The sequence below is a fragment of the Gimesia benthica genome, assembly GCF_009720525.1.
In the GTDB taxonomy this organism is placed as follows: domain Bacteria; phylum Planctomycetota; class Planctomycetia; order Planctomycetales; family Planctomycetaceae; genus Gimesia; species Gimesia benthica.
In genome coordinates this window covers 1,854,179-1,879,436 of sequence record NZ_CP043930.1, presented here as the reverse complement: position 1 = coordinate 1,879,436, position 25,258 = coordinate 1,854,179, and the positions used below count along the sequence as shown (strand labels likewise).

At 53.3% G+C, this 25,258-nt stretch carries 14 protein-coding genes; 6 read left to right on the top strand and 8 right to left on the bottom strand.

Features of this window, described 5'->3' with window-relative positions; all coding sequences use genetic code 11:
• Nucleotides 1-21 precede the first annotated feature (21 nt).
• Nucleotides 22-1,437, top strand: a complete 1,416-nt coding sequence (locus F1728_RS07135) for a DUF1501 domain-containing protein (RefSeq protein WP_155363529.1) — start codon at nucleotides 22-24, stop codon at nucleotides 1,435-1,437.
• 54 nt (nucleotides 1,438-1,491) lie between these two features.
• Nucleotides 1,492-2,616, top strand: coding sequence for an Ldh family oxidoreductase (locus tag F1728_RS07130; RefSeq protein ID WP_155363528.1), 1,125 nt, complete (start codon nucleotides 1,492-1,494; stop codon nucleotides 2,614-2,616).
• A gap of 10 nt (nucleotides 2,617-2,626) precedes the next feature.
• Here F1728_RS07130 and F1728_RS07125 read toward each other — a convergent pair whose 3' ends face one another.
• The 7 genes from F1728_RS07125 to F1728_RS07095 all read right to left on the bottom strand — a co-directional run bounded on the left by F1728_RS07125 (nucleotide 2,627) and on the right by F1728_RS07095 (nucleotide 12,391).
• Nucleotides 2,627-2,875, bottom strand: a complete 249-nt coding sequence (locus F1728_RS07125) for a hypothetical protein (protein ID WP_155363527.1) — start codon at nucleotides 2,873-2,875, stop codon at nucleotides 2,627-2,629.
• Nucleotides 2,875-3,282 carry a TlpA family protein disulfide reductase gene (locus F1728_RS07120; protein ID WP_155363526.1) on the bottom strand — a complete coding sequence of 136 codons (408 nt, stop codon included), beginning with the start codon at nucleotides 3,280-3,282 and terminating at the stop codon, nucleotides 2,875-2,877. The genes F1728_RS07125 and F1728_RS07120 overlap by 1 nt, the downstream gene beginning before the upstream one ends.
• A 43-nt stretch (nucleotides 3,283-3,325) precedes the next feature.
• Nucleotides 3,326-5,182, bottom strand: a complete 1,857-nt coding sequence (locus F1728_RS07115) for a beta-propeller fold lactonase family protein (protein ID WP_155363525.1) — start codon at nucleotides 5,180-5,182, stop codon at nucleotides 3,326-3,328.
• Between the two features lie 121 nt (nucleotides 5,183-5,303).
• Nucleotides 5,304-5,858, bottom strand: coding sequence for a hypothetical protein (locus F1728_RS07110; RefSeq protein WP_228030537.1), 555 nt, complete (start codon nucleotides 5,856-5,858; stop codon nucleotides 5,304-5,306).
• 194 nt (nucleotides 5,859-6,052) lie between these two features.
• Nucleotides 6,053-8,740, bottom strand: coding sequence for an outer membrane protein assembly factor BamB family protein (locus F1728_RS07105; RefSeq protein ID WP_155363524.1), 2,688 nt, complete (start codon nucleotides 8,738-8,740; stop codon nucleotides 6,053-6,055).
• Nucleotides 8,741-9,017: 277 nt separating this feature from the next.
• Nucleotides 9,018-10,328 carry a DUF1501 domain-containing protein gene (locus F1728_RS07100; protein ID WP_145181597.1) on the bottom strand — a complete coding sequence of 437 codons (1,311 nt, stop codon included), beginning with the start codon at nucleotides 10,326-10,328 and terminating at the stop codon, nucleotides 9,018-9,020.
• An 80-nt stretch (nucleotides 10,329-10,408) separates the two neighbouring features.
• Nucleotides 10,409-12,391 (bottom strand): DUF1549 domain-containing protein, encoded by a 1,983-nt coding sequence (locus F1728_RS07095; protein ID WP_155363523.1) that lies wholly within the window; start codon nucleotides 12,389-12,391, stop codon nucleotides 10,409-10,411.
• A 572-nt stretch (nucleotides 12,392-12,963) separates the two neighbouring features.
• Here F1728_RS07095 and F1728_RS07090 point away from each other — a divergent pair.
• The 3 genes from F1728_RS07090 (at nucleotide 12,964) to F1728_RS07080 (ending at nucleotide 19,009) form a co-directional block, all read left to right on the top strand.
• Complete coding sequence (locus F1728_RS07090; RefSeq protein ID WP_194242721.1) at nucleotides 12,964-14,370, top strand: sulfatase family protein; 1,407 nt, start codon at nucleotides 12,964-12,966, stop codon at nucleotides 14,368-14,370.
• A gap of 171 nt (nucleotides 14,371-14,541) precedes the next feature.
• Nucleotides 14,542-17,559 (top strand): PVC-type heme-binding CxxCH protein, encoded by a 3,018-nt coding sequence (locus F1728_RS07085; RefSeq protein ID WP_155363521.1) that lies wholly within the window; start codon nucleotides 14,542-14,544, stop codon nucleotides 17,557-17,559.
• A 268-nt stretch (nucleotides 17,560-17,827) separates the two neighbouring features.
• Nucleotides 17,828-19,009 (top strand): fasciclin domain-containing protein, encoded by a 1,182-nt coding sequence (locus F1728_RS07080; RefSeq protein WP_155363520.1) that lies wholly within the window; start codon nucleotides 17,828-17,830, stop codon nucleotides 19,007-19,009.
• 93 nt (nucleotides 19,010-19,102) lie between these two features.
• Here F1728_RS07080 and F1728_RS07075 read toward each other — a convergent pair whose 3' ends face one another.
• Entirely contained in the window at nucleotides 19,103-19,723 is a 621-nt protein-coding gene (locus F1728_RS07075; RefSeq protein WP_155363519.1) for a GntR family transcriptional regulator, read from the bottom strand.
• Between the two features lie 302 nt (nucleotides 19,724-20,025).
• On the opposite strand from F1728_RS07075, the gene F1728_RS07070 reads away from it, so the two are divergent.
• Entirely contained in the window at nucleotides 20,026-25,221 is a 5,196-nt protein-coding gene (locus F1728_RS07070; protein WP_155363518.1) for a PVC-type heme-binding CxxCH protein, read from the top strand.
• The last annotated feature ends 37 nt before the right edge of the window (nucleotides 25,222-25,258 follow it).

The following is a 25,258-nucleotide window of genomic DNA, read 5'->3' as shown; positions in this document are numbered from 1 at the left end:
CCGTAGGAAATGGAACGAGATATGAAACACGGAAATCATCATCAGGGACCGGCCAGGATCTCGCGGCGGGAAATGCTGCGACGGAGTTCAGCCGGGTTTGGCAGTCTGGCACTGGCGGGACTGTTGGGGAGCGAAAGCCAGGCGGCCGGAACGTCACTGGCACAGCAGCCGCACTTCGCGCCCAAAGCTAAACGCGTGATCTTTCTGTTCATGCACGGCGGTCCTTCGCACATGGATACGTTCGATTACAAACCGCAGCTGCAGAAAGACAGCGGGAAGCCGCTCCCCTTTGATAAACCGAAGATATTTTCTGCCCAGACGGGTAACCTGCTCGGTTCTCCCTGGAAGTTCAAGCAGCATGGTGAGAGCGGCGCCTGGGTGAGCGAACTCTTTCCGCATGTGGCGGGCTGCGTGGATGACCTGTGTATCATTAACTCGATGTACGGTTCGAACTCGCGGCATGGCGGAGCACTGCTGGAACTGCATACCGGGAGTGACACGTTTGTGCGTCCGAGTATGGGCTCGTGGATCACATACGGCCTGGGATCGGAGAACCAGGATCTGCCCGGCTTTATCACGGTCTGTCCGACGCTGACGCATGGGGGCGTGAATGCCTACAGCTCGTCGTTTCTACCAGCCGATTACCAGGGGACGCCGATCGGCAATGCGAGTATTCCTGCGGACAAGGCGCTGATTCCGTTTATCAAGAACAAGAGTGGTGTGCCGCTGGCGACGCAGCGGAAGGAACTCGACTTTCTGCAGCAGATGAACCGGGAGCACCTGAGTGAAGCGGGTCCTGATGCGGCACTGGAGGGGCGGATCAACTCGTTCGAACTGGCGTACCGGATGCAGACGACGGCTCCGGAGCTGCAGGACATCAGTGATGAGTCGGAAGCGACTCAGAAGATGTATGGACTTGATAAAGACGTGACGAAAAACTTCGGGCGGCAGTGTCTGATGGCGCGGCGGTTCGCGGAGCGGGGCGTGCGGTTCGTGCAGATTACGCACAGTTACAAGTGGGATCAGCATTCCGGATTAAAGACCGCGTTGCCACGAAACTGTCAGGAAGTGGATCAGCCGATTGCGGCCCTGATTAAAGATCTGAAATCACGGGGCCTGCTGGAAGACACGCTGGTGCTCTGGGGTGGCGAATTCGGTCGGACCCCTGTGAGCCAGGGAGCGGACGGCAGGGACCATAACCCGCAGGGCTATACCATGTGGCTGGCCGGGGGCGGAATCAAAGGAGGCCTGCAGTACGGTGCCACGGACGACTATGGTTATTACGCCGTGAAGGACAAGATTCACGTGCATGATCTGCACGCCACGATGCTGCATCTGCTGGGCCTGGATCATAAACGACTGACGTACAAATTTGCCGGGCGGGACTTCCGGCTGACGGACATTCATGGCGAGGTGATGTACGACCTGTTTGCCTGAGAACGTTTCGTGTCCCGTTTGATGCGGGGCACAAAGTGATAGACGAGGTGTGTTTTGCCACAGATTGAAGTTGAGAGTGCGTTGGTCGATGCGATTCGGTTGAAGCAGTTCTGTCTGCAACTGCTGACCGAGGCGGATCTGCATCCGGAAGAAGCGGAGCTGGTAGCAGACTCACTGGTGGAATCGAATCTGCGCGGCATCGATTCGCATGGTGTGGCCAGGCTGCCGCACTACCTGGAGCGGATCAGGCAGCAAAGCATTAAGGCTCGCCCGACGATGCAGTGGGAGCCACTGGGCGAGGCCGTAGGCCGGGTTGACGGCGATCATGGACTGGGCCAACTGGCGATGGTGAAAGCTGCTGACCATGCGGTTGAGCTGGCGCGCGGCTCCGGTGCCGGCTGGGTTTCGATCTGTAATTCTTCGCATTGCGGTGCGCTGGCCTATTATGGTTTGCGGATTGCCCGGGAGGGGATGATCGGGTTTGTGTTTACGCACGTCGATCCAATGGTCACGCCTCACGGTTCCGCGGAGCCCTTCTGTGGAACAAATCCGGTCTGCATTACGGCACCCGGAAAAAATGCGCAGTCGCTGTGCCTGGATATGGCGACGAGTATTACGCCCTGGAATACGGTGGCCAATGCTGCGACGGAAGGGGTTTCGATTCCGAGCGGCTGGGCCCTGGATGCCAAGGGGGAGGGGACGACCGATCCGAACGAGGTTGCTGCTCTGTTTCCCTTTGGCGGGTTTAAAGGTTCCGGCCTGGGGCTGTTGATCGATGTGCTCTGTGCGCTTTTGGGCGGTGCACCGATTGGGCCGGATATCCCGAAAATGTATGGGGATCTTTCGCAGCGACGATTACTGGGTGGCCTGGTGGGAGCGATTGACATCAGCCGGTTCACGGACGTGACCGGATTCCAGGATCGCATCGCCGAGATCATTCAACGCTGGGGAGCTTTGAAACCACTGACAGCTGGGGAGAAGGTCTTGTATCCCGGTGAGCCAGAGGCATTGAAGCGGGAAGAGCGTCAGCAGATGGGGATTCCCGTGGGGCTTAAATTGATCGCACAGTTCAACGCACTGGCGGAACAGCGCGGATTGCCTCCATTAGAAGTGGAGACTTCTGTCGCTGAGGAATGCACTTCCGGAGTGACATCCTCAACGACGGAATCGGTGAGTTGAGAGTGCCCGTTTACTCTTTTGACTCTGCGGGCTGTTTGAGCATTTCATCGATGTAGGGAATGATGTGTTTGTCGTAAGTGAACCCCTCTTTCCCGTATTCCTGTTTTTCATTATCGAAGCGTTTGGCCAGCTTCCCATCGGGGCCATAAACGTAGGCTGCGGGGATTGAGGCGAGATCAATTTTCTCATACAGATCCATGTCAGGAGTGCTGGAGATGATGTTGATGATCTCCGCATTGTGTTTGGTGTAGAACTCCATCAGCTCCTCTTTATTGGATTCGGGGGGGAGTCCTTACTTCCGTCGTAATTCATGTTGTACGAAACACAGACGACCTTTTCCGGGTATTTTTTCTGCAGTTCGACGAGGTGAGGAAATTCCTTGATACAGGGCTCGCACCAGGTGGACCAGAGGTCAACGACGACGACTTTTCCTTTTTGTTTCTGAACGAATTCCTGTACCTGTTCCCAGTTGGCGATTTCCGCGGTCACTCCGTTCTCTGCGAACGACTGGGCTCCAGGGATGGCAGGGTCTGGAGATTCCGTTTTCTCGACAGCGGTTTCAGCAGCAGGTGTCTCCTCCGGTGTGGAATCGGCGGTCGGCGTCTCCTGGCTGCAGGCGGAGAGGAGGGAGAGTGAGAGCGCGAATACAAGCGGTTTGAATGACATGCGTCAGATCTTTCGTGGTGTGTAATTTAGTATCGTGGATCGTTTATTTGTTGACTTTCACCAGTCCGGCGGCTTCTGCCTGCGGGACAGGGTCTTCATAAGGGAGGGCTTTCAGAAATTCGATGAGGTCAGCCCGTTCCTGTTTGGAGAGCTGGCTGGTAACGCCGTGCTGGTCGTCATGGTTATAGACGGTCAGGACTTCTTCGAGGGTCTGTGCTTTTCCATGGGACAGATAGGGGGCGGTGCGATAGACGCCCAGCAGAGTAGGGGTGTCATATTCGGGCCCCATCAGCTCGCCGGGGTTATCAACGGCGGTGCCCACGTTGTGCCGGATGATTTTATCGGTGGGATTCGAATCGGAATAGAAGGGCCCGGAATGACAGGTGGCGCACTTCGTCTGTTTCGAAAAGAAGAGCTCACGTCCCCGTTGGGCAGCCGGGCTGAGTCCCTGTTTGGCATGAGGGCTGAGGGTGAATTCGTGTGTGTTGGAATAGGCGGCCATGGCATCCAGTGCCTGGGAAAGTCCTTTATTGGGAGCTTTGAGTGAATCATTGATTCTACCGGTGACCAGGCCCCGTCCCTGCATCAGAGGGCCGCGGATGGTGTGCTCGAAATCCTGGACTTCATCCCGGTCGGCAGACCAGTGAATTGGATGAGTCCAGGCCATGCCGGCCAGAGACTGAGTGTTCCGCAGGCCTTCAGGATTGTGCCAGGTTTTGCCGTCAGGTTGCCCATCGGGATGACAGCTGGCACAGGAGATCCAGAGGCGGCTCGACATGGGCTGTAGCGCAGTATAGAACAGACGTTTGCCGAGGAGCACTTCTTCGCTGTGTGGATTCTCGGTAACGGTGATCGTCGCTCTTCTCTGCAGGGTATCTGTGTCATAAGCGACGATGTTAAAATCGAGTGCATTGTAAACGTAGAAGGTTTTCCCATCGGGAGCGACGCGGACCCCGCGGGGATTATGTCCCAGATTCAGTCGGGCCCGGAATGTCAGTTCGCGGTAGTCGTCGTCGATGACATTGCAGACGAACATGTCGTCGGTGCCTGCGAAGACAACGAAGAAGGTTTTGCCGTCAGGGGTAATCGCGGTATCCCAGGGGTTGGAAGTTACCCGGGCTCCCTGGAAGGAGTCCATGGGAATCTTCTTGCGGCGTGAGCCATCAGCGGGTTTAGTGTCGACGATGGTGACGATGGGAAAGATCGAGCCGGCACCGTGGGCAACGGTAATTCTAGAGCGAATGTGTGGCAGATATGCTTTGGCCCGTCGGGGGTGCAGGGTGATCTGACGAGCGAGATTGTCTGTGCTGCCACCTTCCCATTCATCGATGGTCTTACCGGTTTTTGCGTCAGTCTGACGGACCAGTGCGGTGTAGTACTCGGTGGAAAACAGGCTCTGGTCATCGTTGGAAATCGCCAGGCCTTTCACGTGCTGGCCTACTGAAAACTCGTTGCTGACGTTTTGGGTTTTCGTATTGATCTCTACGATGCGGCCCGGATAATCCAGGGTCACGTAGACCTTGTCACCTTTAGAGGTAGAGACGATGCCGTAGGGTTCATCAAAGACTTCTGTCTGTCCGAGTTGTTTGCCGGTATCCGCATCAAGGAAGATGACGACGTCATCATCGTAGACGGCGGTCGCCAACTTGTGTGTGTCACCCAGAAAGGTGACGCCTTCAGGGTGCCGGCCGACTTTGATTTCATGTACTTTTTTGTTTTTGTCCAGGTCGATGATCGATACCGTTCCGCTGTCTCGGTTCGAGCAGGCAAGCAGTTTGCCGTCGGTCGAAATGTCGAGCAGGCTGCTGGAACTGCCGGCGAGTGTTGATCGGGGGGCGAAACTCAAGAGTGTAAGAATAAGAGGCAGGGTAAAGCGAACGGACCTGGCACAGAGAAACATGGAGACCCCTTTAGCAAATGTGAGGATTCGTTCCGGGCAGGAGATGGCAGGAATTATAAACCCCGCTCACCCGGAAGGGTAAGCGGGGTCAGCTCATTCAATAAACGGTTCTTCCGGAGCCTTATTTCAGGATCTTGGAAGTTTCGTTGACGAGAGTGTCGATTTTGTCTTTAGACAGATCACCCTTTTTGAAAGCGTGATTGACTTTGACTTTGCTGTTAACCCACATCAGTACGGTGATGTCGGCGTCTTTGGAAATCTTGTAAGAAGAAGGACCGGCCTGACCTTCGAAGTTGGTCAGCGGTGTGTTTTTGATCTTCTTGCTGTCAGCAATTTTCTTCAGCTCAGAGCTGGATTTGTCGGCATCGTCGGTCAGATGCACAACGAAGGCAGCCATTTTCTTGTCGCGATTCTGGCCGACTTTTTCGTCGATTTTTGCGATCAGTTCCTGAACGTTGCCGTCCATTTCACGAGCGAAGATGTTAACGACAGGACGTCCGCCGTACTGGCAGCGATAGCACAGAGACTTTCCAGCATTGGGGCCGGTGCAGTCGTTAACTGTGTAGGCGCCGACGCGGCTGCCAACTTCGATTCCGGATTTAACTTCTGCTGCAGTGCTGACAGAACCAGCTGCAACGAGCATCAATGCGACTGTAAGTGAAAGCAGTCTCTTCATGTATTTCTCCTCGTATTTCAATGCTTGAGAAAAAAATGTGTCCCTGCCAATGCAGGCGATACGTCACGACTGACGTATGCGGTAATTTTAAATTTTGGTCAATCGGAGTGCAAATGAACGGCCCTTTTTTCTGCTTGTCTCAAAAACACTCCTTCATCAATTCTTCACTTCGATCCCCGTCTGAAACTCTCATTTCAGGGGCGTTCCCAGATTGCGGGCAGTTTGCGGGACGCTTCGCCGTAGGTCTGGGAGACGATGAATCCACTGGCCTGCGACGTGTAAAATATCCGTCCGTTGGAAACAACGGCACCCAGGCACTCCCGCGAATCGATGGCGGGGCCCGTCGAGACCAGCTTGCCGTCATCAGACAGGTCAATCATGTCCATATTGGCTCCGAGTACATAAGGTTCGGAGAGGGTAAACCGGCAGCAGGCATAGTTATGGCCGATGCTGCTGACAACTTTGCCTGTTTTATGGTCGAAGACATTTCCTTTGCCGCGGAGGGCGTTGGAGAAAATGTAATCCTTGCCGACGGTCACCACGTTGAGTGCAGAGGTGACAGCATCAGACTGCCAGACCAGAGAGCCATCTTTGGCATCCAGACACCATACGAAACGGTCCTGGGTGTTTTCATTTGCGCGATTATAGCCTCCGATATAAACCCGGCCGTCACGAGCACTCAGCGTGCATTTCGAAGTGACATAATACTTATTGGTCAGCCAGATCACTTCGCCTGTTTTGGGATCCAGGCAGGCGGTGATGCCATTGTTTTCAACTGGCAAACCACGGCGTCTGCGTTGACTGCTGGCATAACCGAAGAAGGTCGAGTAATAAAGTTTACCGTCCAGGATGGCGATGCCACAGTCGTTGCCGCCGCGTCCGTAGTCGGAGAAATCTTTTTCCCAGATGACTTTACCGGTATCCAGATCCCAGGCCCAGATGCGGGGACGGTGATCTTTGGGGTAGTAGGGGTTGTCATTGGAGTAGATCCAGCTCATAACTTCGCGACCGTCGGTAGTTTCGACCGGTTTGCCGCCGAAGGTGAAGGCTTTCTCGGTTCCCTGGGGGGCATACTCTCCAGAGCCGGAGGCATAGATGGCGATGTTACCGTGTACCACGGGGGGAAACTGGCGGCTCCAACTAGGAGATCCGGTAAAGGGGGCTTCCCAGAGCATCTCTCCGGTAGCGGCATCAAGACAACGCATGCGGGATTTTTTGATGCCAGCCTGCGGAATCAGCAGTTTCTCATTGATATAGAGTGGGGAGGTAAAGGAGAGATAAACGTCGGGCCAATAACGTCTCCAGAGCAGACGCCCGGTGTCCTGTTCGTAAGCAATGATCTGGCCTTCGGCGGTGTGGGTATAAAGACGACCTCCGCCACAGACGGGCAGATGTTTGACGGTTCCTTCCAGGCGACGGGCCCAGCGCATTCTCAAGGGGGGCTTCAAGCCCTGTTCGTTGGCGTTGGTGCCGCCGAAATCGCCGTAATTGGTGTACCAGTTAAACTGGGGATCTGCCAGCGGGCCGGTGAGGGGGCTGCGGATTTTCCAGACCAGCAGGTCCTGATCGGGCGGGGGAGTCTGTTCGGTTGGTGTCTTGCCATCGGCCTGCAGAACGTAGAGATATCCATCTTCACAGGGGACGTAGATTTTCTGATCGGCGACCGCTACCGAAGCGGTTATCGGTGCGTCGAAAGCGGTGCTGAAGGTGACAGCGTCTCCACCGGCAAGAGGGACAACATAAAGTTTTCCATCCAGGCCACCGTAGATTGCATATTTCTCAGTCAGGACCGGAGAGGCGACCGAGGGCGCTTCGCAGAGAACTTCAGTAGATTCGTCATCGAGTTTGTGGCGGCACAGGCCCAGTCCCGCTTCGGGGCGGACACGATAGACATCATTTCCCCGAATACTGACGGAGGCAAAGCTCAGCAGACCGGGATCCCGAATCGAGGTCTGAGTTCCTTTGACGTAGTCGGCTTCGATTTTGTCCTCTTTCAGTCGCATGACTTCAACACGACCCGCGTTATCGCGTCGATGCCATTGCACGAAGACGTTTCCAGCTTCATCGGCACTTTGCCCAAAGGTCGCGGGGTACTCCGATCCAGCATACTTGGGGATTTCGCCAACCACCTGCAGACGGGGTGCGGTCCCTGTGTCTTCAAGGAAAACGGTGCGACCACCGGCGGGAACGACAATACTGTTTCCTGTAAGACAAATATCGCGAGAGCAGACAAAGTGATCGCGCCAGGTGACGCGGTCTTTACGATGTTTAAGCCAGTCGGCGCCGCTCCAGCGGTTGCCGTCAAAGTCGACAACTTCTTTGACGAAGTCCCAGGTCCAGATGACGTCACCTGCCGGTTTGACAGCATAGACCTGCGCACCAAGCGTGGCGAAGTAAACGCGATCACCTTTCACAGCGGGGGCAGAGAAAATCGGTTCCTGGCAGTCGATTTCTTTGACGACGGTACCGTCATTCACATTCAATACATAATAGTAACCAGCGGTGGTACCGACGTGGAGATAGTCATCAATGACGGCAGGGGAAGCGACATTATTGCAGTTGCCTGCGCCGCCGCGGGTCGCGAATTTCCAGACGACGTTGTTGGTTTTTGCATCAATGGCGAAGACAACGCCCGAGCCATCGATCACGAAGACTTTATTATGGCTGACGACCGGCGAGGTAAACAGGGCATCGGTCAGAGGGATCGCGGCTGTGAGAGAGAGAGGCGTTTCAATTTTACGATCAGCGACATTGCCAGAGTGGGTGGGAGTCCCTTTCAGCTGCAGCCAGTCTTCGGCCTGAAGCGCGGTTGTCGTGCAGACGATCAGCACCAGGCAGATACGAAGCGGAAGTAGACAACAGCTGGCGGCGGCTCTTATCATTTTCAGTCTTTCTCAGGCTGCAACAATGAGGATCACGGGGGGGACTCACGGGGCAAACTGTCGGCAAGTTAACTGATAACACTGGTCTGGCTGGTCATTCAGGTAGGATTTGGTAACGCGTTTAGCCAGACAGTCTGTATTCGATCATAGGCAGGAAAAATCAGGGAGTCTACAATTATTCTTCAAATTCAGCAGATTTCTGAATGTTCTTTACAAGGCAAAAAAAACGGCTTCCCGAGAGGAAGCCGTTTTCTGGTTTCAGTTGGAATGCCCTGTTTTAGAGCAGTTTCAGTACCGGATCGCCATCGTGGGCCACCTTGAAGGGGCGACCGTTGGGGGAGAAGATTTCCTTGTCGATGGGAAGTCCCAGGGCAGTGGCGATGGTGGCATTGAAGTCAGCCGGAAGTACGCCGTCCGTTTCGACACTTTGTCCACCTTTATCCGATTTACCGTAGAACTGACCACCCTTGATGCCGCCACCCATCAGAGCTGCTGAGAAGACACCGGGGTGATGGTCACGGCCGGCATTCTGGTTGATTACCGGGGTTCGACCGAATTCGGTGGTGAGCACAACGAGGGTCTCGTCGAGCAGGCCACGGTCGGAGAGATCCTGAAGCAGATTTCCGAGTGCTTTATCAAGGATACCTGTCTTGTTGGGCAGGATGTTATCATCATAGATGTCGCGGTGCATGTCCCAGCCACCGAAGGTGACTTCGACGCAGCGGACATTGTTTTCCACGAGACGACGGGCCAGCATACAACCCTGTCCAAAGGAGTTGCGACCATAGCGGTCCCGGTCTTCGGCTTTTTCTTCATTCAGGTCGAATGCTTTCAGCTCATCGCTGGACAGCAGGTTTGTTGCCTGCGAATAGAAGTCGGTGTAGGCGACTACGCTCTCGTTCTTGAACTTCTTCTGAAACTTCTGATCGAATTTGTTGATCAGGTTCATGCGTTTTTCGAAGGAGTTATCCGAGAGATACGAAGGAGCGTCGGTATTTTCCAGCCCCCGGTTGGGATCGCCAATCGGCAGCGGGCTGAAAGAAGGATCGAAGAAACCGGCGCTGGGGTGCCGAGCGGGCGAACTGATGAGCACGGTATCCGGCAGGTTCTTGTTTTGACGTCCATTGAATTTCTGAATCCAGGGACCCATGCTGGGGTGCCGGGTCGAAGCGATTTCCTTGTAGCTGGTCCGCATCAGGTATTCCCCGGGGCCATGGGCACCGGTTTCTGTGTACATGGAATTGATGACGGCCATCTTGTCGAAATTTTCTGCCAGGGTCGGCAGGTGTTCGGAAATCTGGGCACCGGCTACGTTGGTTTTGATTCCCTTGGTTTCTCCCTGATTCTTGTGGCCCGGTTTCAAGTCGAAAGTATCCAGGTGCGTCATGGCGCCAGCCATGTAGAGATAGATCAGGCGTTTGGCTTTGCCACCTTTACCCTGAGTTTTGTCACCTTTTTTCTTGGCGGGAGCTGCGTTTACGATGTTATTAAACATCGGAAGCACGCTGACTCCCAGCGCGGATTTGGCTGCGTATTCAAGAAACTGCCGACGTCCCTGTCCATCCAGTTTTGAGAGTAAGTCTCGCATGTGTATGCCTTTGATGTATTTAAAAGTTGATTTTATATTGAGCCAAAGCCGCGCCAGGCTGTGCTGGCGCGGCTGAAGTTTTATTGAATGAACAGGAACTCTCGAGTATTCACGAGTGCCCAGATCACGTTTCCGTAACCGGCGGCGCCGTTGGTTTCGATTTCCTCCATCGCGAGTTTGAGTTCATCGCTGTCGGGGTAACGATTCAGAATCGTCATGAAGACGACTTCGATCCCTTCCTTGAGCGATTTCGACTCAATCACGTTGTTGTAAATCGTCGAGCCTTTTTCGAGCATCATGTGGGTCACCGGACCATTGAACATGAACAGGACCTGTGGTACCGAACCGCTATCGGAGGAGGCTGAAATCAGTTCGCGATCCGACTGACCGAACGTACGCAGGAAGTGGCTGGGAGAAACGGGGGACGGCAGCTCCGAGGCCCGTGCCAGCAACTGACCTTTGTACTTGTACTTCTTTTCCCGTTTGTAACGGGTGCGGTCAATCTCTTCCCGTTTCTGTTCATCTGCATCGAGGACTTCCCGGGCGGAAGCCTTATTCAGATCGACAGAAATGATTTCCGTTTCCATTTCCGCAGGCAGTTCGCGGTATTCTTCCGGTTTGACGACAGCCAGGGTCAGGAAGGAATCCCACGCCTGTTCTGCAGTCATACGACGCAGTACCGGGCCGGGGAAGTGATAGTACTCGCTGAGGGGTACATCTTCCGTGGAGGCCTGCCGCTGATAGGTTTTGGTATTGTACAGAATTCGCAGGTACTCTTTCATGTCGAAGTTGAGTCGTTTCATCTCAGCTTCGAGATGCTTCATCAGTTCGGGGTTCTCTGCGACGGTATCGTCCATCATGTCATCGACGGGTTCGATCTGTCCGCGTCCAAAGGTCTGTTTCCAGAGCCGGTTGGCAATGGTCTTGGCGAAACGAGGATTGTTCTTAGAAACCATCCAGCGGGCGAAGGCTTCGCGGGGAGTTTCTCCCGGTTTCACAACAACGGCTTCACCGAAGATCGTTTTTGGCTCAACGACCGATTTTGGTTTGGCGTCGCTGTAGGCATAGTCGTGTGGCAGGCGAATCTTGCGATTGGCCTGGTCGTTAACGACCATCATATTGACCCGGATCATACGGTTGAATCGTCCCTGATTGCGGCGGCGATCCTTTTCATCCTGATCAAGGTCCTGATATTCTTGACGGAGACGACGATTCGGGTCGCCTTCCATGTAGTAGCGTTTATCATTCCCGCTGGCACGCGTAGACGTTCCAAAGGTGAAGGCGGCCATTTCGTAGAATTCTTTCTGCTTCCAGCGATCGAAGGGGTGATCGTGGCACTGAGCACAGCCGATGCGGGTTCCCAGGAAAATCCGAACGGTGTTATTCATGTTGTCCAGGGGCATACCGGAATCACGCTGCATGTAGCCGGTGGCGGGATTTTCCCAGATCAAACCTTCGGCGGTGATCATTTCGGAAACCATTTTGTCCCAGGGCTTATTTTCGGCCAGAGACTGTTTGATCCACTGCCGGTAGGGAGCACCGTCAACGTTATTGTTCAGACGGTCGGTATATCGCAGGACGTCAGCCCAGTAATTGTAATAGTGGCTGGCGTAGCCATCGCTGTCCAGCAGACGGTCAATCAGCCGCTGACGTTTGTCAGGATGTCGCGATGCGAGGAAGTACTTGGTTTCCCGATAGGTGGGAATGGTGCCCGTAATGTCCAGATAGATGCGACGCAGAAACTGAGCGTCGTCAGTCATCGGATTGGGTTTGACGTTGTATTTCTTATAGTTGGCTTCTACCAGACGGTCGATTTCCTCAGCTGAACGCAGGGCGGAAGCCTGTTTCACGGGATCGACGGGTTTTGACTTGACCATGAAACGCGGCGGCAGCGGTTCTTCTTTTTTCTCTGGCGGTTTCTTTCTGACGGGTTTTCTACGCGGGGCAGCTTCCGAATCGGGCAGGCTGGTAACCACCAGTACTGCCAATACCACAAGACAACTTGCACTCAGCTTACCATACCACGCAAAACCTGCGCGGTTACGGACTTGTTCTCCTGACATACAAAACTCCCAGAGTCGTTCCTTGATTTGTTTCAGAGATGACAGAAAACCAGAGATATGGCGATGTGATTCATCTGGCTTGATACCTCATATTTTATACAACTCGCATTAGCCAAGACTAATGCTAACCGGCTTTTTTTGGCTCAACTCCCGAAGAATTCATATTCGAGAACGGTACAAAAGGTAACTGTACTTCCCGGTGCTATTCGAGCTGAATTCCGTCAGTTTGATCTGTACCGCTTGTAGGGTCTCAACGAGACCAGTGACAGGTTGCGGACGGGGTCGCAGAGAGCTAACACTCCGGCATAGATATTTAACCGCTTGAGGTCAGTGAATCTCATTCGATATTTTGAAAATTTTCAGCATGTAAGCACTACCGCGCGTCAGCCATTTGAGGGCCAGGGAACAGGAAGAGTAAGTCTTGCCTTTCCAGGTAGTCCCCGCCATTGCTTGATTCAACCGCGCAGTCTGGTACAGTAGAATCTCATCCAGACTGGTCAGCGTGCTCAGACCCGAAACCCTCAGATCATCAGCCAGGAGCAGTATTCGTGAGATGTTTTCCCAGGAGCGTGGTGTTACAGACCCTGGTCTGTCTGTGCCTTTTTCTATCAGTTTCCCAGCATCCGCTTTGTGCGGCCGATGTTCCTCAACACCCGAATATTGTTGTCGTGCTGGTGGACGATCTGCGGTGGGACGAACTGGGGTGCATGGGGCATCCGTTTGTCAGGACACCTCACATTGACCGAATCGCCCGGGAAGGTGCCCGCTTTCGCAACGCGTTCTGTTCGACGCCCCTCTGTTCGCCGGTCCGAGCCTGCCTGTTAACGGGGCGGTATACTCACAATCATGGCATTCTGGATAATATCAATCGGAGCGAACACAGCCATACGCTCAAAACATTTCCCCAGACACTGCAGAAGGCGGGCTACCAGACAGCTTATGTGGGTAAGTGGCACATGGGTAATGATGACACGGCCCGCCCCGGCTTTGATTACTGGGTGAGCATGAAAGGGCAGGGGACATCGTTCGATCCGGTTTTGAATATCAATGGAGAGCGGAAACAGCTTGACGGACACACAACGGATGTACTGAATCAGAAGGCGAATGAATTTCTTGAGCAGAATCAGGACAAGCCATTCTGCCTGTACATCGCCCAGAAAGCACTTCATCCTGAGCTGACACAGCGAGACGATGGAAGTATTACCGATCCTTCCGCCGCGAAGTTTATGCCGGCGAAACGGCACGAAAACCTTTACAGCGATGCCGCGATTCCCCGTCGTTTAAATGTGCTGGACGACCTGGAAGGAAAGACGGCGTTACAGAGAAAGATTTCCGGACTGCCCCCTCTCAGTCAGAAGACGGGGACTAGTGATGATGTCATCCGCGATCGTCTGCGGATGCTGGCCGGCATCGATGAGGGTGTGGGCATGTTGCTGGATTTACTGGAAAAACAGGGGCGTCTTGATCAGACCGTGTTTGTCTTCACCAGTGATCACGGATACTGGTACGGCGAACATGGCTTGAGTGTGGAGCGTCGGCTGCCTTACGAAGAAGGAATCCGCGTGCCGCTGCTGGTCCGTTTTCCTCCCCTGGTCAAAGCCGGAACGCTGGTGGATGAGTTTGCTGTGAGTGTTGACCTGGCTCCCACGATGGTAGATCTGGCACACGTAAAGTCAGATCAGAAATATGACGGACGCAGCCTGGTACCTCTGCTCAAGGGAGAGCACCCAACTGACTGGCGCAAATCCATTCTGGTCGAGTATAACAGTGACACGGTCTTTCCCCGACTGGACCGCATGGGGTACAAGGCGGTACGCACCCCTCGCTGGAAGTTGATTCAGTTCAATGAACTGAAAGGGATGGACGAACTGTATGATGTGCAGAACGATCCCTACGAGTTCAAAAATGTGATCGATCAGCCGGAAAACGAAAAAGTGGTCAAGCAACTGCAGGCAGAGCTGAAACGACTGATGCAGTAGCAGAGAATTCTCCTCCACAAGCGGATTTGCGCTCTGATTTCCAGTTTTTCGCGGAGTTCCGCAATTCCTTCCTTCAATCTTCCCGGTAGGTCGCTCTATAATGAGCGACAGTGAATAAATTAAATAAGTTAATATATTGTCCCGCCTCGGTGGTTTAAACAGGATCTGATTATGCCCTCCCTCCGCGTCTCTCCCCATCTTTCTCGGAACTTTTCGCTGATTTTGTTCCTGTGTGTGCTTGTTGGGTTTGTCAGCAGTCTGACTCTAACTGCAAATTCAGCAGATAAAAGTGCTTCTCCCAAGACGGTCGACTATGCGGCAGAGATGAAACGGATTCCTCCCCGGGCTCCAAAGGATGCGTTGAAGTCATTTAAGATTCATCCTGATTTCAAAATCGAGCTGGTGGCCGCTGAGCCGTTGCTGCGTGATCCGGTTGCCATGTGTTTTGATGCCCGGGGACGGGCATACGTGGTGGAAATGCCCGAATACAACGACGCTCACAAAGAAGGTTACAGCTCTGTCAAACTGCTCGAAGATACTGACGGTGATGGCGTCTTCGATAAAAGTTCTCCGTTTCTGACAGATGTCACTTTGCCGACCGCAGTCTTCTGTTACCAGGGGGGCGTATTTGTGGGCGCACCACCTTATGTCTATTACTGCAAAGATACGAATGGCGACGGGAAGGCCGACGTGCGGGAAGTCGTCATGGAAGGCTTTGGGCGGGACAAAGGGGATGAGGGGATGATCAACTCCTTCCGCTGGGGAATGGATAACCGTATTTACTTCTCCACGGGCATCGATGGCGGAATGGTTACCGTGGCTGCGGAAGAGCCAGAGAAACAATTTAATACCAAAGGGCGGGGCGTGATCCTCGATCCTGCAACGCGTAAGATTGAACTCACAACAGGCGGTGGACAGCATGGGATGAGCCTGGGGATCTGGAACCGGGCCTTTGTCTGTGCCAACAGTGTGCCGATGCAGGTGCTGATGTACGATGACCGTTATATCGCACGCAACCCCTATCTGGCGCCACCACCGGCTCCAGTGAATATTGCTCCCGGCGGAAAGTTTACCAAGCTGATGCGCATCAGCCAGATCGAGCCCTGGCGAATTTTGCGGACCCGACTCCGGGCGGCCAGCGAGCGCGGAGATTCTGAAGGCGGAAAGCCCTCGGGCTTTTTCACCGCGGCGACCGGGATTACCGCCTATCGGGGCGATGCCTGGCCCTTGGAGTACCAGGGAAATTTGTTTGTCGGTGAACCTGCTAATAATCTCGTCTATCGAGCTGCGCCTAAACCCGATGGTCTGTCGCTGGTGGCTCCGCGTGCCGACCAGGATGCTGAATTCCTGGCCTCAACCGATGTCTGGTTTCGACCAGTGCAGTTTGAAAATGGCCCGGACGGCGCCTTATATGTACTGGACATGTATCGTGAGCTGATCGAAGGGGCCCCCTTCATTCCGGAAGAGATCCTCAAGCATATTGATCCCATCGGTGGACAGGACAAGGGACGTATCTATCGGATCGTGCCGAAGAACTTCGAGCGCCCCGCTCTATCTGATTTGACGAAGCTGTCATCAAAGGAACTCGTGGCATTGCTCGAAAGCGATAACGGCTGGACGCGTGATACCGCGCAGCGACTGATCTACGAGCGTCAGGACACGTCGGTTGTTCCTGATCTGAAACAACTGGCGGCAGCTTCCAGGAAGCCGGTAACCCGCGCGACTGCACTCTGGTCATTACAGGGCTTAAAGTCTCTCGATGCGAAAACTTTATTGCAGAGGATGCATGATAATGATCCCCAGGTGAGCATTCAGTGCCTGCGGATCGCGGAACAGCTTGCTGAGGATCACTTGATTCAACAGGCTATGGTCTCCCTGGCTGGTCATGTCTCACTGGATGTGCGCTACCAGGCTGCATTCTCGCTTGGAGCCATCCACACCAGAGCCCGCAATCAGGCGTTGGCGGGTCTGCTTGCTCGTGAAATTGATAACAAGTGGATGCGGATGGCTGTGCATAGTTCGCTGAACCGAGGGGCTGGAGAAGTATTTTCAATACTGGCGAAGAGCCCTGTCACGCTCAATAATAAAAACGGTCAGGCATTTCTTAATGATCTGGCTGTGCAGATTGGCGCCCAGTCGGATTCGTCGAACGTGAAGCATCTGATGGTGGCACTCGAAGCACTGCCCGATACCGATCAGGAACTGGCTCAACAGTTCTTTCGCAATCTGCTCTCCAGGGCGTCGGCTTCGACCAAGCAGGTGTTGGCAAAGTCAAAAAGCGAATATACGGCTCAACTGTTATCGGGGATGATGAAGTCGACCATTGAGCAGGCGACCAACTCGAAACTGCCTGTAAAGACACGCGTTGAGGCCATTCCCACTTTGAGTATTGGAAGCCCTGATGAAACGTTACCGGTTTTCGAGGAGCTGCTGTCAGTCCAGCAGCCGCTCCCGATTCGCCAGAAAGCAATCACCACGTTAGGGCTGGTGAATGATGAGCGGGTGCCGGAACTTCTGGTAGAAGCCTGGCCTGGTCTGAGCCCGCAATTACGCATGAGTGCAGTCGAAACACTGTTCTCCCGCCAGCCGTGGCAGGTCGCCTTACTGGATGCGGTCAAAGCAGGTGAAATCAACTCCGGTGATATCAGTCCCGAACGCGTTCAGCTCTTAAAGAGCAGTCAGGATAAAGCGATCAAAAAGCGGGCGACCGACCTCTTTCAGAATCAGCGTCTGACCGGCCGCTCGGATGTGATCAAGCAGTATCAGTCTTCACTCAAACTCAAAGGTGATCCTGCCAACGGCAAGCTGGTCTTCAAGAAAAACTGTGCTGCCTGTCATCGTCTGGAGAATGTCGGCGTGCAGCTGGGAGCAGACCTCAAGGCGATCAAGGACCGCGGGACCGAAGCCGTTCTACTGAATATTCTGGATCCCAACCGGGAAGTAAAGCCACAGTATGTGACTTACCTGCTGGTCACCACACAGGGGCGGACGATTACCGGTCTGATCAAGGCAGAGAATGCGAACAGCATTACGATCGCCCGGGCAGATGGCACCAGCGATACTGTTCTGCGGATCGACATCGATGAACTGATCAGCTCGAAGCTTTCATTTATGCCTGAAGGCCTGGAGAAGCAGATCGATCAGCAACAGATGGCAGACCTGCTGGCGTATTTGAACTCGATCAAGTAAGTCAAAATGTCGGCTGGTTTAACAGACCTTAGTCGACTTGATGGTCTGATTTATCAACTTGCTGTTGAGGAACAGTTTCTGAAATCAGCTGCGGGGACAGTCTGCGCCTCGAGCAGGCTATTTCAAAAAAATTGCCTGCGTCGCCGCTTGTCAAAGAGTTTGCTCAACCTAAGGTACAGGTAGTTCGGGAACTGTAGTGGCCACTCATCCTCTCCGAATTCTCAGGTAACCGAGTTGACAATCTCCAGACAATTAAGGAGTCGTTCTGATGAATCTCTTCGTTAAGCAGTATGCGGCGCTGGCCACCGCCTTCACTGTTATGATTTCGGCCAATTTCACGCATGCCGCAGAGCAGAAAAACATCGTTGAAACCGCTGTCGAAGCTGGTTCATTTAAAACGCTGGCGACAGCCCTCACTGAGGCAGATCTCGTTAAAGCGCTCGAAGGTAAGGGGCCATTTACCGTCTTCGCTCCGACTGATGAAGCTTTCAGCAAGCTACCACCAGGAACAGTTGAGACTCTCCTCAAGCCGGAAAATAAATCCAAGCTGGTTGACATTTTGACCTACCATGTAGTCTCGGGTGAAGTGCCTGCAGCCAAGGTTGTGAAGTTAACCGGAGCTGAAACTTTAAATGGTCAGCGAGTCGACATCATGACTAAAGATGGTTCAGTCATGGTCGACGGGGCAACTGTCATCAAGGCTGATATTAAATGTTCCAACGGGATCATCCATGTGATCGATCAGGTAATCTTGCCCGCAGACAAGAATCTCGTGGAGACTGCTTCGGCCGCTGGTAAGTTTAACACACTGCTGACAGCTGCTACTAAAGCTGGTTTAGCAGGGGTTTTGGCAGAGAAAGGGCCTTTCACAGTGTTTGCTCCAACAGATGAGGCATTCGCTAAACTTCCGGAAGGCACGATTGAATCATTATTGAAGCCGGAAAATAAGAAGAAACTGGCTGATATTCTCAAATACCACGTCATTGCTGGTCGTGTGTATTCAGACAAAGCCCTGACCGCAGGCGAAGCGAAAACGCTGCAGGGGCAGAAGGTGAAGATTAGTGCCAGTAGTGGTGTCGCGAAAGTGAATCAGGCTAAAATCCTCAAGACAGATATCGATGCCTCTAACGGTGTGATTCATGTGATTGACGCTGTGATTCTGCCGCCAGAAGGTAAGAAAGTGACAGCTCGTGAAGCCTGTCACCAGATTCGCGAGACCGTTGCTCAGGGGGCTCACTTATACAACTGCGGTCACTACCAGCAGTCAGCGAAACTGTATCGGAAGACAATGCAGTCGATGTTGCAGGAAGTGGATGGAATGCCGTCTGATGTCAGTCATCAGATGCACCAGGCGTTAACTTCCTCGAAAAGCATGCATTGTGCTTCGCAGCAGGCCTGGACTCTGCGGAATGCATTAGACCACGCCTACGCACGGATGTCTGCACTGTAAGTGGTTCCTGGTCAGCTTCAGTGAGGTGCTCCCGTGGTCTGTGAAACGTTCCGGACCGCGGGAGCGTTTTTTATTAATCGCCATCTTGAGAACTCAGTCGATATTTGAAATCAGCGCCTGGATGGATGGTTCCAGTTTGCCGGAACGAAACATGGAGACAATCGCCAGGTGTTCGTAATAGACCTTCATGGGGTCATTTGGCTTTTGAAAGCCTTCCAGAAAGTGTCTCCGCAGGCGGGAGACGAGCGTCAGCCAGATGGTCATCAGGCCTTGTTCCGGGGAGCGGGCGACAATCGACTGATGGAATTTGATGTCCAGTTCGGTCAGTTGCAGGAAGTCCTGGTTTTCACAAGCGGCTTTCATCTCGGTGAGCAGGGCTTCCCACTCCGCAAAATCATCATTTTTCAGATCATCAAAGATCGATCGGAGAGCGAAGGTTTCCACGGTCTGTCTGAGTGGAATGACAAGTTCCTGCATGGATTTGGATGAGGAAGGTGCCACCCGCATTCCACAGTTGGGTTTGGACTCCACCATGCCTTCATGAGCCAACTGCTTCAGGGCCTCGCGAATCGGAGCCCGACTCACTTCAAAACGCTCTGCCAAACTCACTTCACGCAAGGCGGCGCCCTCTTCGATGCGTCCGGTAATGATTTCCATTCGCAGTTGATCAGCGATGCTGGCTGACGGGTTCGATGTCAGTTCTATCTGGCTCATGGCTCATTTCCATTTCGGTCTGGTGGGCGATGTATGTGCTCAATGGGGAGTATTGTATACAAAAGTGGTGGGCGGCACTAGAAGGTTCACCTGCAGAATGACGAGAATGTGTCACACATTTCAGGTTATGGGACTGATTGCGATGTATTGCCTCTTTGTTGGATTGTATACAAAGTATGTTCCTCAGGCTTGACTCGACAGTACAGAGCCAGCAGACTGGAATTGAAGAGCGGTCTGCCTGTGGAAGACGAATCAGGTAGACCGTTCTACGCTCGACCCCTGCTGAAAATGGAGATTTCAAGATGCCCTCTGCTGTTCGTCCTCTCGCTGCTTCTCGTATTCGTGGTTCGCTGGTTTGGTCACTGCTCCTGGTTTTGGCTGGTCTGCTGATCGATTGTCGCATCGCTCGGTCGGCTGATAAACAGGCGACACAAACCGGCAATCGACTGGTCTATCTGGATCAGGACGATCCCTACTATGTGTCACTCAATTTTCCCAAACTGACGACCCCTCAGTGGTATGGGGATAAAGAAGTCAAGGCTGTCTGCGTGCTGGCGATCGACGACATGCGCGATATCCAGAAGTACGAAACCTACCTGCGACCGATCCTGGAGCGACTGAAAGAGATCAACGGTCGGGCCGGGGTCAGCATCATGACCTGCCGTGTCGATCCAAAAGATCCCCACCTGCAGAAGTGGATTCAGGAAGGGGTGAGTATTGATGTGCATACTTACGATCATCCCTGTCCGTTGTTGAAAGATCGAGATTTTGAGAAGGCCAAAGGGACCGTTGAACGGTGCATCGATCTCTTGAGCCAGATTCCCAACAGTCAACCAGTGGCGTACCGTATGCCGTGCTGTGATTCACTCAACACAGTCAGCCCGCGCTTCTTTACTGAAATCTTCAATCAGACTACTCCCGAGGGGAACTTTCTGCAGATCGATACTTCTGTCTTTCAGGTATTTACGGATCAGGATCCGGACCTGCCAAAGGAACTCGTTACCGATCCAAACGGGCAGGGAAGAATCGAAAAATACGTTCCCACAGATCGAGGGTTCGTGAATACGATTTTCAATTACCCCTATCCTTATCCCATCTCGAGGCTCTGCTGGGAGTTTTCCTGTGTGACTCCCAGTGACTGGTCAGCCCAGCATCGTCAAAAGCCCTTCAATCCGCTGACGGTTCGCGACTGGACTGCCGTGCTTGATGCCACCGTGGTCAAAGAAGGGACGTTTAATCTTGTATTCCATCCACACGGCTGGATCAGCAATGAGCAGATCATCAAACTGATTGATCATGCCGTTCAGAAGCATGGATCGGCGGTGCAGTTTCTTTCTTTCCAGGAAGTATTGGAGCGAATGAATCGGCATCTGTTGGCGGGGCAGCCGCTGCGAAATCAGCAGGGAGCCGACAATGGCGTGCGTCTGCTGGATCTGAATGCAGATGGATTCATGGATGTGGTTATCGGCAATGAGCAGGTTCAGAAAACCCGTATCTGGAATCCCGGGCAGCAGACCTGGAGTGAAACCGGATTTCCCACTCGACTCGTGGCTGCTCCTGATGCCAAGGGAAATCAGGCGATTCGGGGACGGTTCGGAGTTCTAAACGAGCAGGTAATCCTGCTGACCCTGACACCTGAAGTCTCCGCTGCCTGGAAGTTTGATGGCAAAACGTGGCAGCCTGCTTCAGAGTTACTGGCTGGTTTACCTGAGGGGCAGGACGCATTGTTCACACTAAAAGCAGGCCAGGATCAGGGGCTCCGGTTGCGGGATCTGAATCATGATGGTCAGTGTGAACTGCTCGTTTCCAATCCCAAACAGAATGCGATCTACACATGGTCTCAGAAAGATACCTGTTGGAAGAAATTACCCTGGTCTCTTCCTGATTCTGCGTCGATCGTCGACAAACAGGGCCGCGATGCGGGACTGCGTTTTGTCGATATCAATGAAGACGGCTTTGAAGACATGCTGTTTTCGAACGAGAATCACGCTGCGCTTTACCTGTTTGCTTCGCTTAAGTCAGGCTGGAAGAAAGTCTTTGATGAGGATCGGGCTGACGACGGGGGACCAGTACCGATGATTTCGCGCAAGGGAACCAATAACGGAGCCTGGTTCCATTCGAAGCATCTTTGGGTGCAGAACGAAGATACCGCCAAAATGAAACATCTGGTGGCGGGCAAGTCCTTTGAGGAATTACTGGATGAGCAGGGTCCTAAGCCTAAAGACCCGGACGCGGCTCTGAAGACAATTCAGGTCAAACCCGGATTTCATGTGGAACTGGTGGCGTCGGAGCCACTGGTGAAGGACCCTGTCGCATTTGACTGGGGGCCGGATGGAAAACTCTGGGTGGCAGAAATGGCTGACTATCCGCTGGGGGTGAATGAATCAGGTACGTTCGATGGACGAATTCGTTTTCTGGAAGATGCGGACGGAGATGGTAAGTACGACCGATCAACTGTCTTTCTAGAAGGCGTGGGTTATCCCACGGGAGTGATGGCCTGGCGAAAAGGAGCGATTATCACAACTGCTCCGGAAGTTTTCTATGCGGAAGATACCGATGGCGATGGCAAAGCTGATCACCGCGAATCCCTGGTGACCGGGTTTGCAGAGGGGAACCAGCAGCACCGGGTAAATGGTCTACGCTGGGGCCTGGATAACTGGGTGTATCTGGCCAATGGTGATTCCGGTGGGGATTTGTTGTCGGTCAAGACAGGAGAAAAACTGAACTTTGGTCGTCGGGATTTACGAATCAAACCTGATACCGGTCAGATGGATCCGCAGTCGGGGCAGACCCAGTTCGGCCGTGAGCGGGATGACTGGGGGAACTGGTTTGGCAGCAATAACAGTAACCCCGCATTTCATTATGCGTTGGCAGATCATTATCTCCGTCGTAATAAAAACCTGATTGCCCCTGATGCGAAAGTGCAGGTCTCAATTCGTCCCGGGGCGGCAACGATTTTCCCGGTCAGTCGCACACAGGTTCGTTTTAATGACTTCAATAAGGTCAACCGGATCACCTCTGCCTGCGGTCTCTGTTTTTATCGTGATGATCTGTTGGGGGCGGAATTCATGGGGAACTCCTTTATCTGCGAACCGGTACATAACCTGGTACATCGCGAAATCGTGAAACCGAAAGGGACGACCTTTACCAGCCAGCGGGCACAGAGCGAACAGGATTCCGAATTTCTGGCATCGACCGACAACTGGTTTCGTCCCGTAATGGCCCGTACAGGACCAGACGGTGCACTCTGGGTCGCCGACATGTATCGGCATGTCATTGAACATCCACAATGGATTCCTAAAGAGATGCAGGAAAAGCTGGACCTGCGCGCCGGTAAGGAACAGGGGCGGATTTACCGGATCGTTCCAGATAAGGCATCCGTACGAACGTTACCCCGTCTCGATCAGCTTTCCCCCTCTGATCTGGTTCAGCAACTGGAAAGCCCGAATGGGACACTGCGTGATATGGTTCAGCAGTTGATTGTGACACGCAGCGACAAGTCTGTTGTCCCTGATCTGAAGCAGATGGTTAAGCAGGGAAAATCGCCGGCTGCTCGTCTGCATGCACTTTGTACGCTCGATGGACTGGACGCGATCACCGAAGATGTTCTCCTGCTGACTTTGGCTGACAAACATCCTGGAGTCCGCCGCCATGCGATTCGACTGAGCGAGCCATTTCTGAATGAGTCACCTGAACTGGGTGATCGTCTGCTGGCATTGGTCGGGGATGCTGATCCGCAGGTTCAGATGCAGTTGGCATACACACTCGGAGAATGGAATTCTCCCAAGGCGGGATCGGCCCTGGCCCGTCTGGCTATGGCACACGATCAGGATATTTTTCTGCGGACAGCGATCTTGAGTTCCGTAGGACCACATCTGGATTCCTTTACCGCCTCTCTGTTTGAAGAATTGCAGGGAAAGCAGCCACCGTTACAGATTCTGAATTCCCTGGTACTGATGGCGATCTCTGGAGATCAGCAGGATGTGCTTGCAAATATCTACGAGCGAGTCGCACAGTCAGAGAAAAAACAACGTTGGCAGGCCTGGCAGTTCGAGGTGCTGTCAACGTTGTTGCAGTCCCTCGCTCGTAAAAATCAGAGCCTGCCCCAATATGTCGGGAAAGCCAGCCCTCGACTGCAGAAAATACTGGAAGAACTCAAGCCACTGTTTCAAGCAGCACGGACGATCGCCGCTGATGAAACAGCAACAGTCAGCTTACGCAGGCAGGTTCTGCCACTGCTTGGACATGGTTTTGCGCAGCGGGATGAAGATCTGTTACTGTTGTCTGAGATGCTATCTCCTCGAAATCCACGGATCATACAGAGTGCCGCTGTGGCAGCGCTCTCGCAACGAGGCAATCCGCAGACCACAGAACTTATGCTGGCACGTTGGAAAAACTATGGCCCGGGTTTACGCTCTGAAGTGTTGAGCTCCCTGCTAAGTCACAAGGCAGGAGTGCAGTCTGTTCTGGAAGGATTGAAAGACAAAACAATCTCTGCAGCGGACATCGATGCTTCGAGTCGACAGCTGTTGTTGAATAACAAGGATCAGCAAGTCCGACAACAGTCTGAGAAGCTGCTGGCTGCTTCACTTGATTCTAATCGTGCCAGGGTCGTCAAAGAGCACGCTGAGGTGGTCGCACTGACTGGAAATACTGAAGCAGGGCATCAAGTATTTGTGAAACGCTGTGCTGTCTGTCACCAGCTCAACAATGAGGGCAAACCAATCGGTCCTGATCTGACAGCCTTGACAGACAAATCGCCTCAGGCACTGCTGACGGCGATTCTGGATCCGAATCGTGCTGTGGAGAATAAATACATCAGTTATCTGGCCGTAACTGAAGACGGACTGACATTTAACGGCTTACTGGCGTCTGAAAGTGGCGAGAGTATTTCGCTGGTGCAAAGTGATGGCAAGACGAAGACGCTGCTCCGCACCGATCTGGAAGAGTTGATCAGTACCGGTAAGTCACTGATGCCCGAAGGGCTGGAAAAGGATATGACGCCTCAGAATCTGGCGGATGTGATCGCATATTTGAATTCAACAAAATTACCCAGAAAAACATTTCCGGGTAACGAACCGGCTGTCGTAGTCGCGGAAGCATTGCGCGGCGACTACTTTTTGACCCCTCAGCTGGCAGAAATCTATGGTTCTACTCTCAAGTTTGAGAGCAAGTATAAGAATCTCGGATACTGGCAGAGTGAGAATGACCGGGCAGTCTGGACTCTGGATGTCCCTCAAGCAGGTCCGTATGACGTCTATCTGGAATTTGCCTGCCCCCCCGGGCCAGCCGGTAATCGTCTGCTTTTGGAAACAGGGGAAGAACAGCTGTTCTGGACTGTGCCCTCCACGGGAACCTGGGATGTCTATCAGAATAGCAGAATTGGCACCATTACACTGCCTGCCGGAAAGACCCGCTTGACGGTTCAGAGTCAGGGTAAAATCAACAGTGCCTTACTCGACCTGAAAACCGTCCGTCTGCGCGTCTCCAGCAGGTAATCGTGTGTGGTCTGATTCCCGCACTAGCATCACTCTG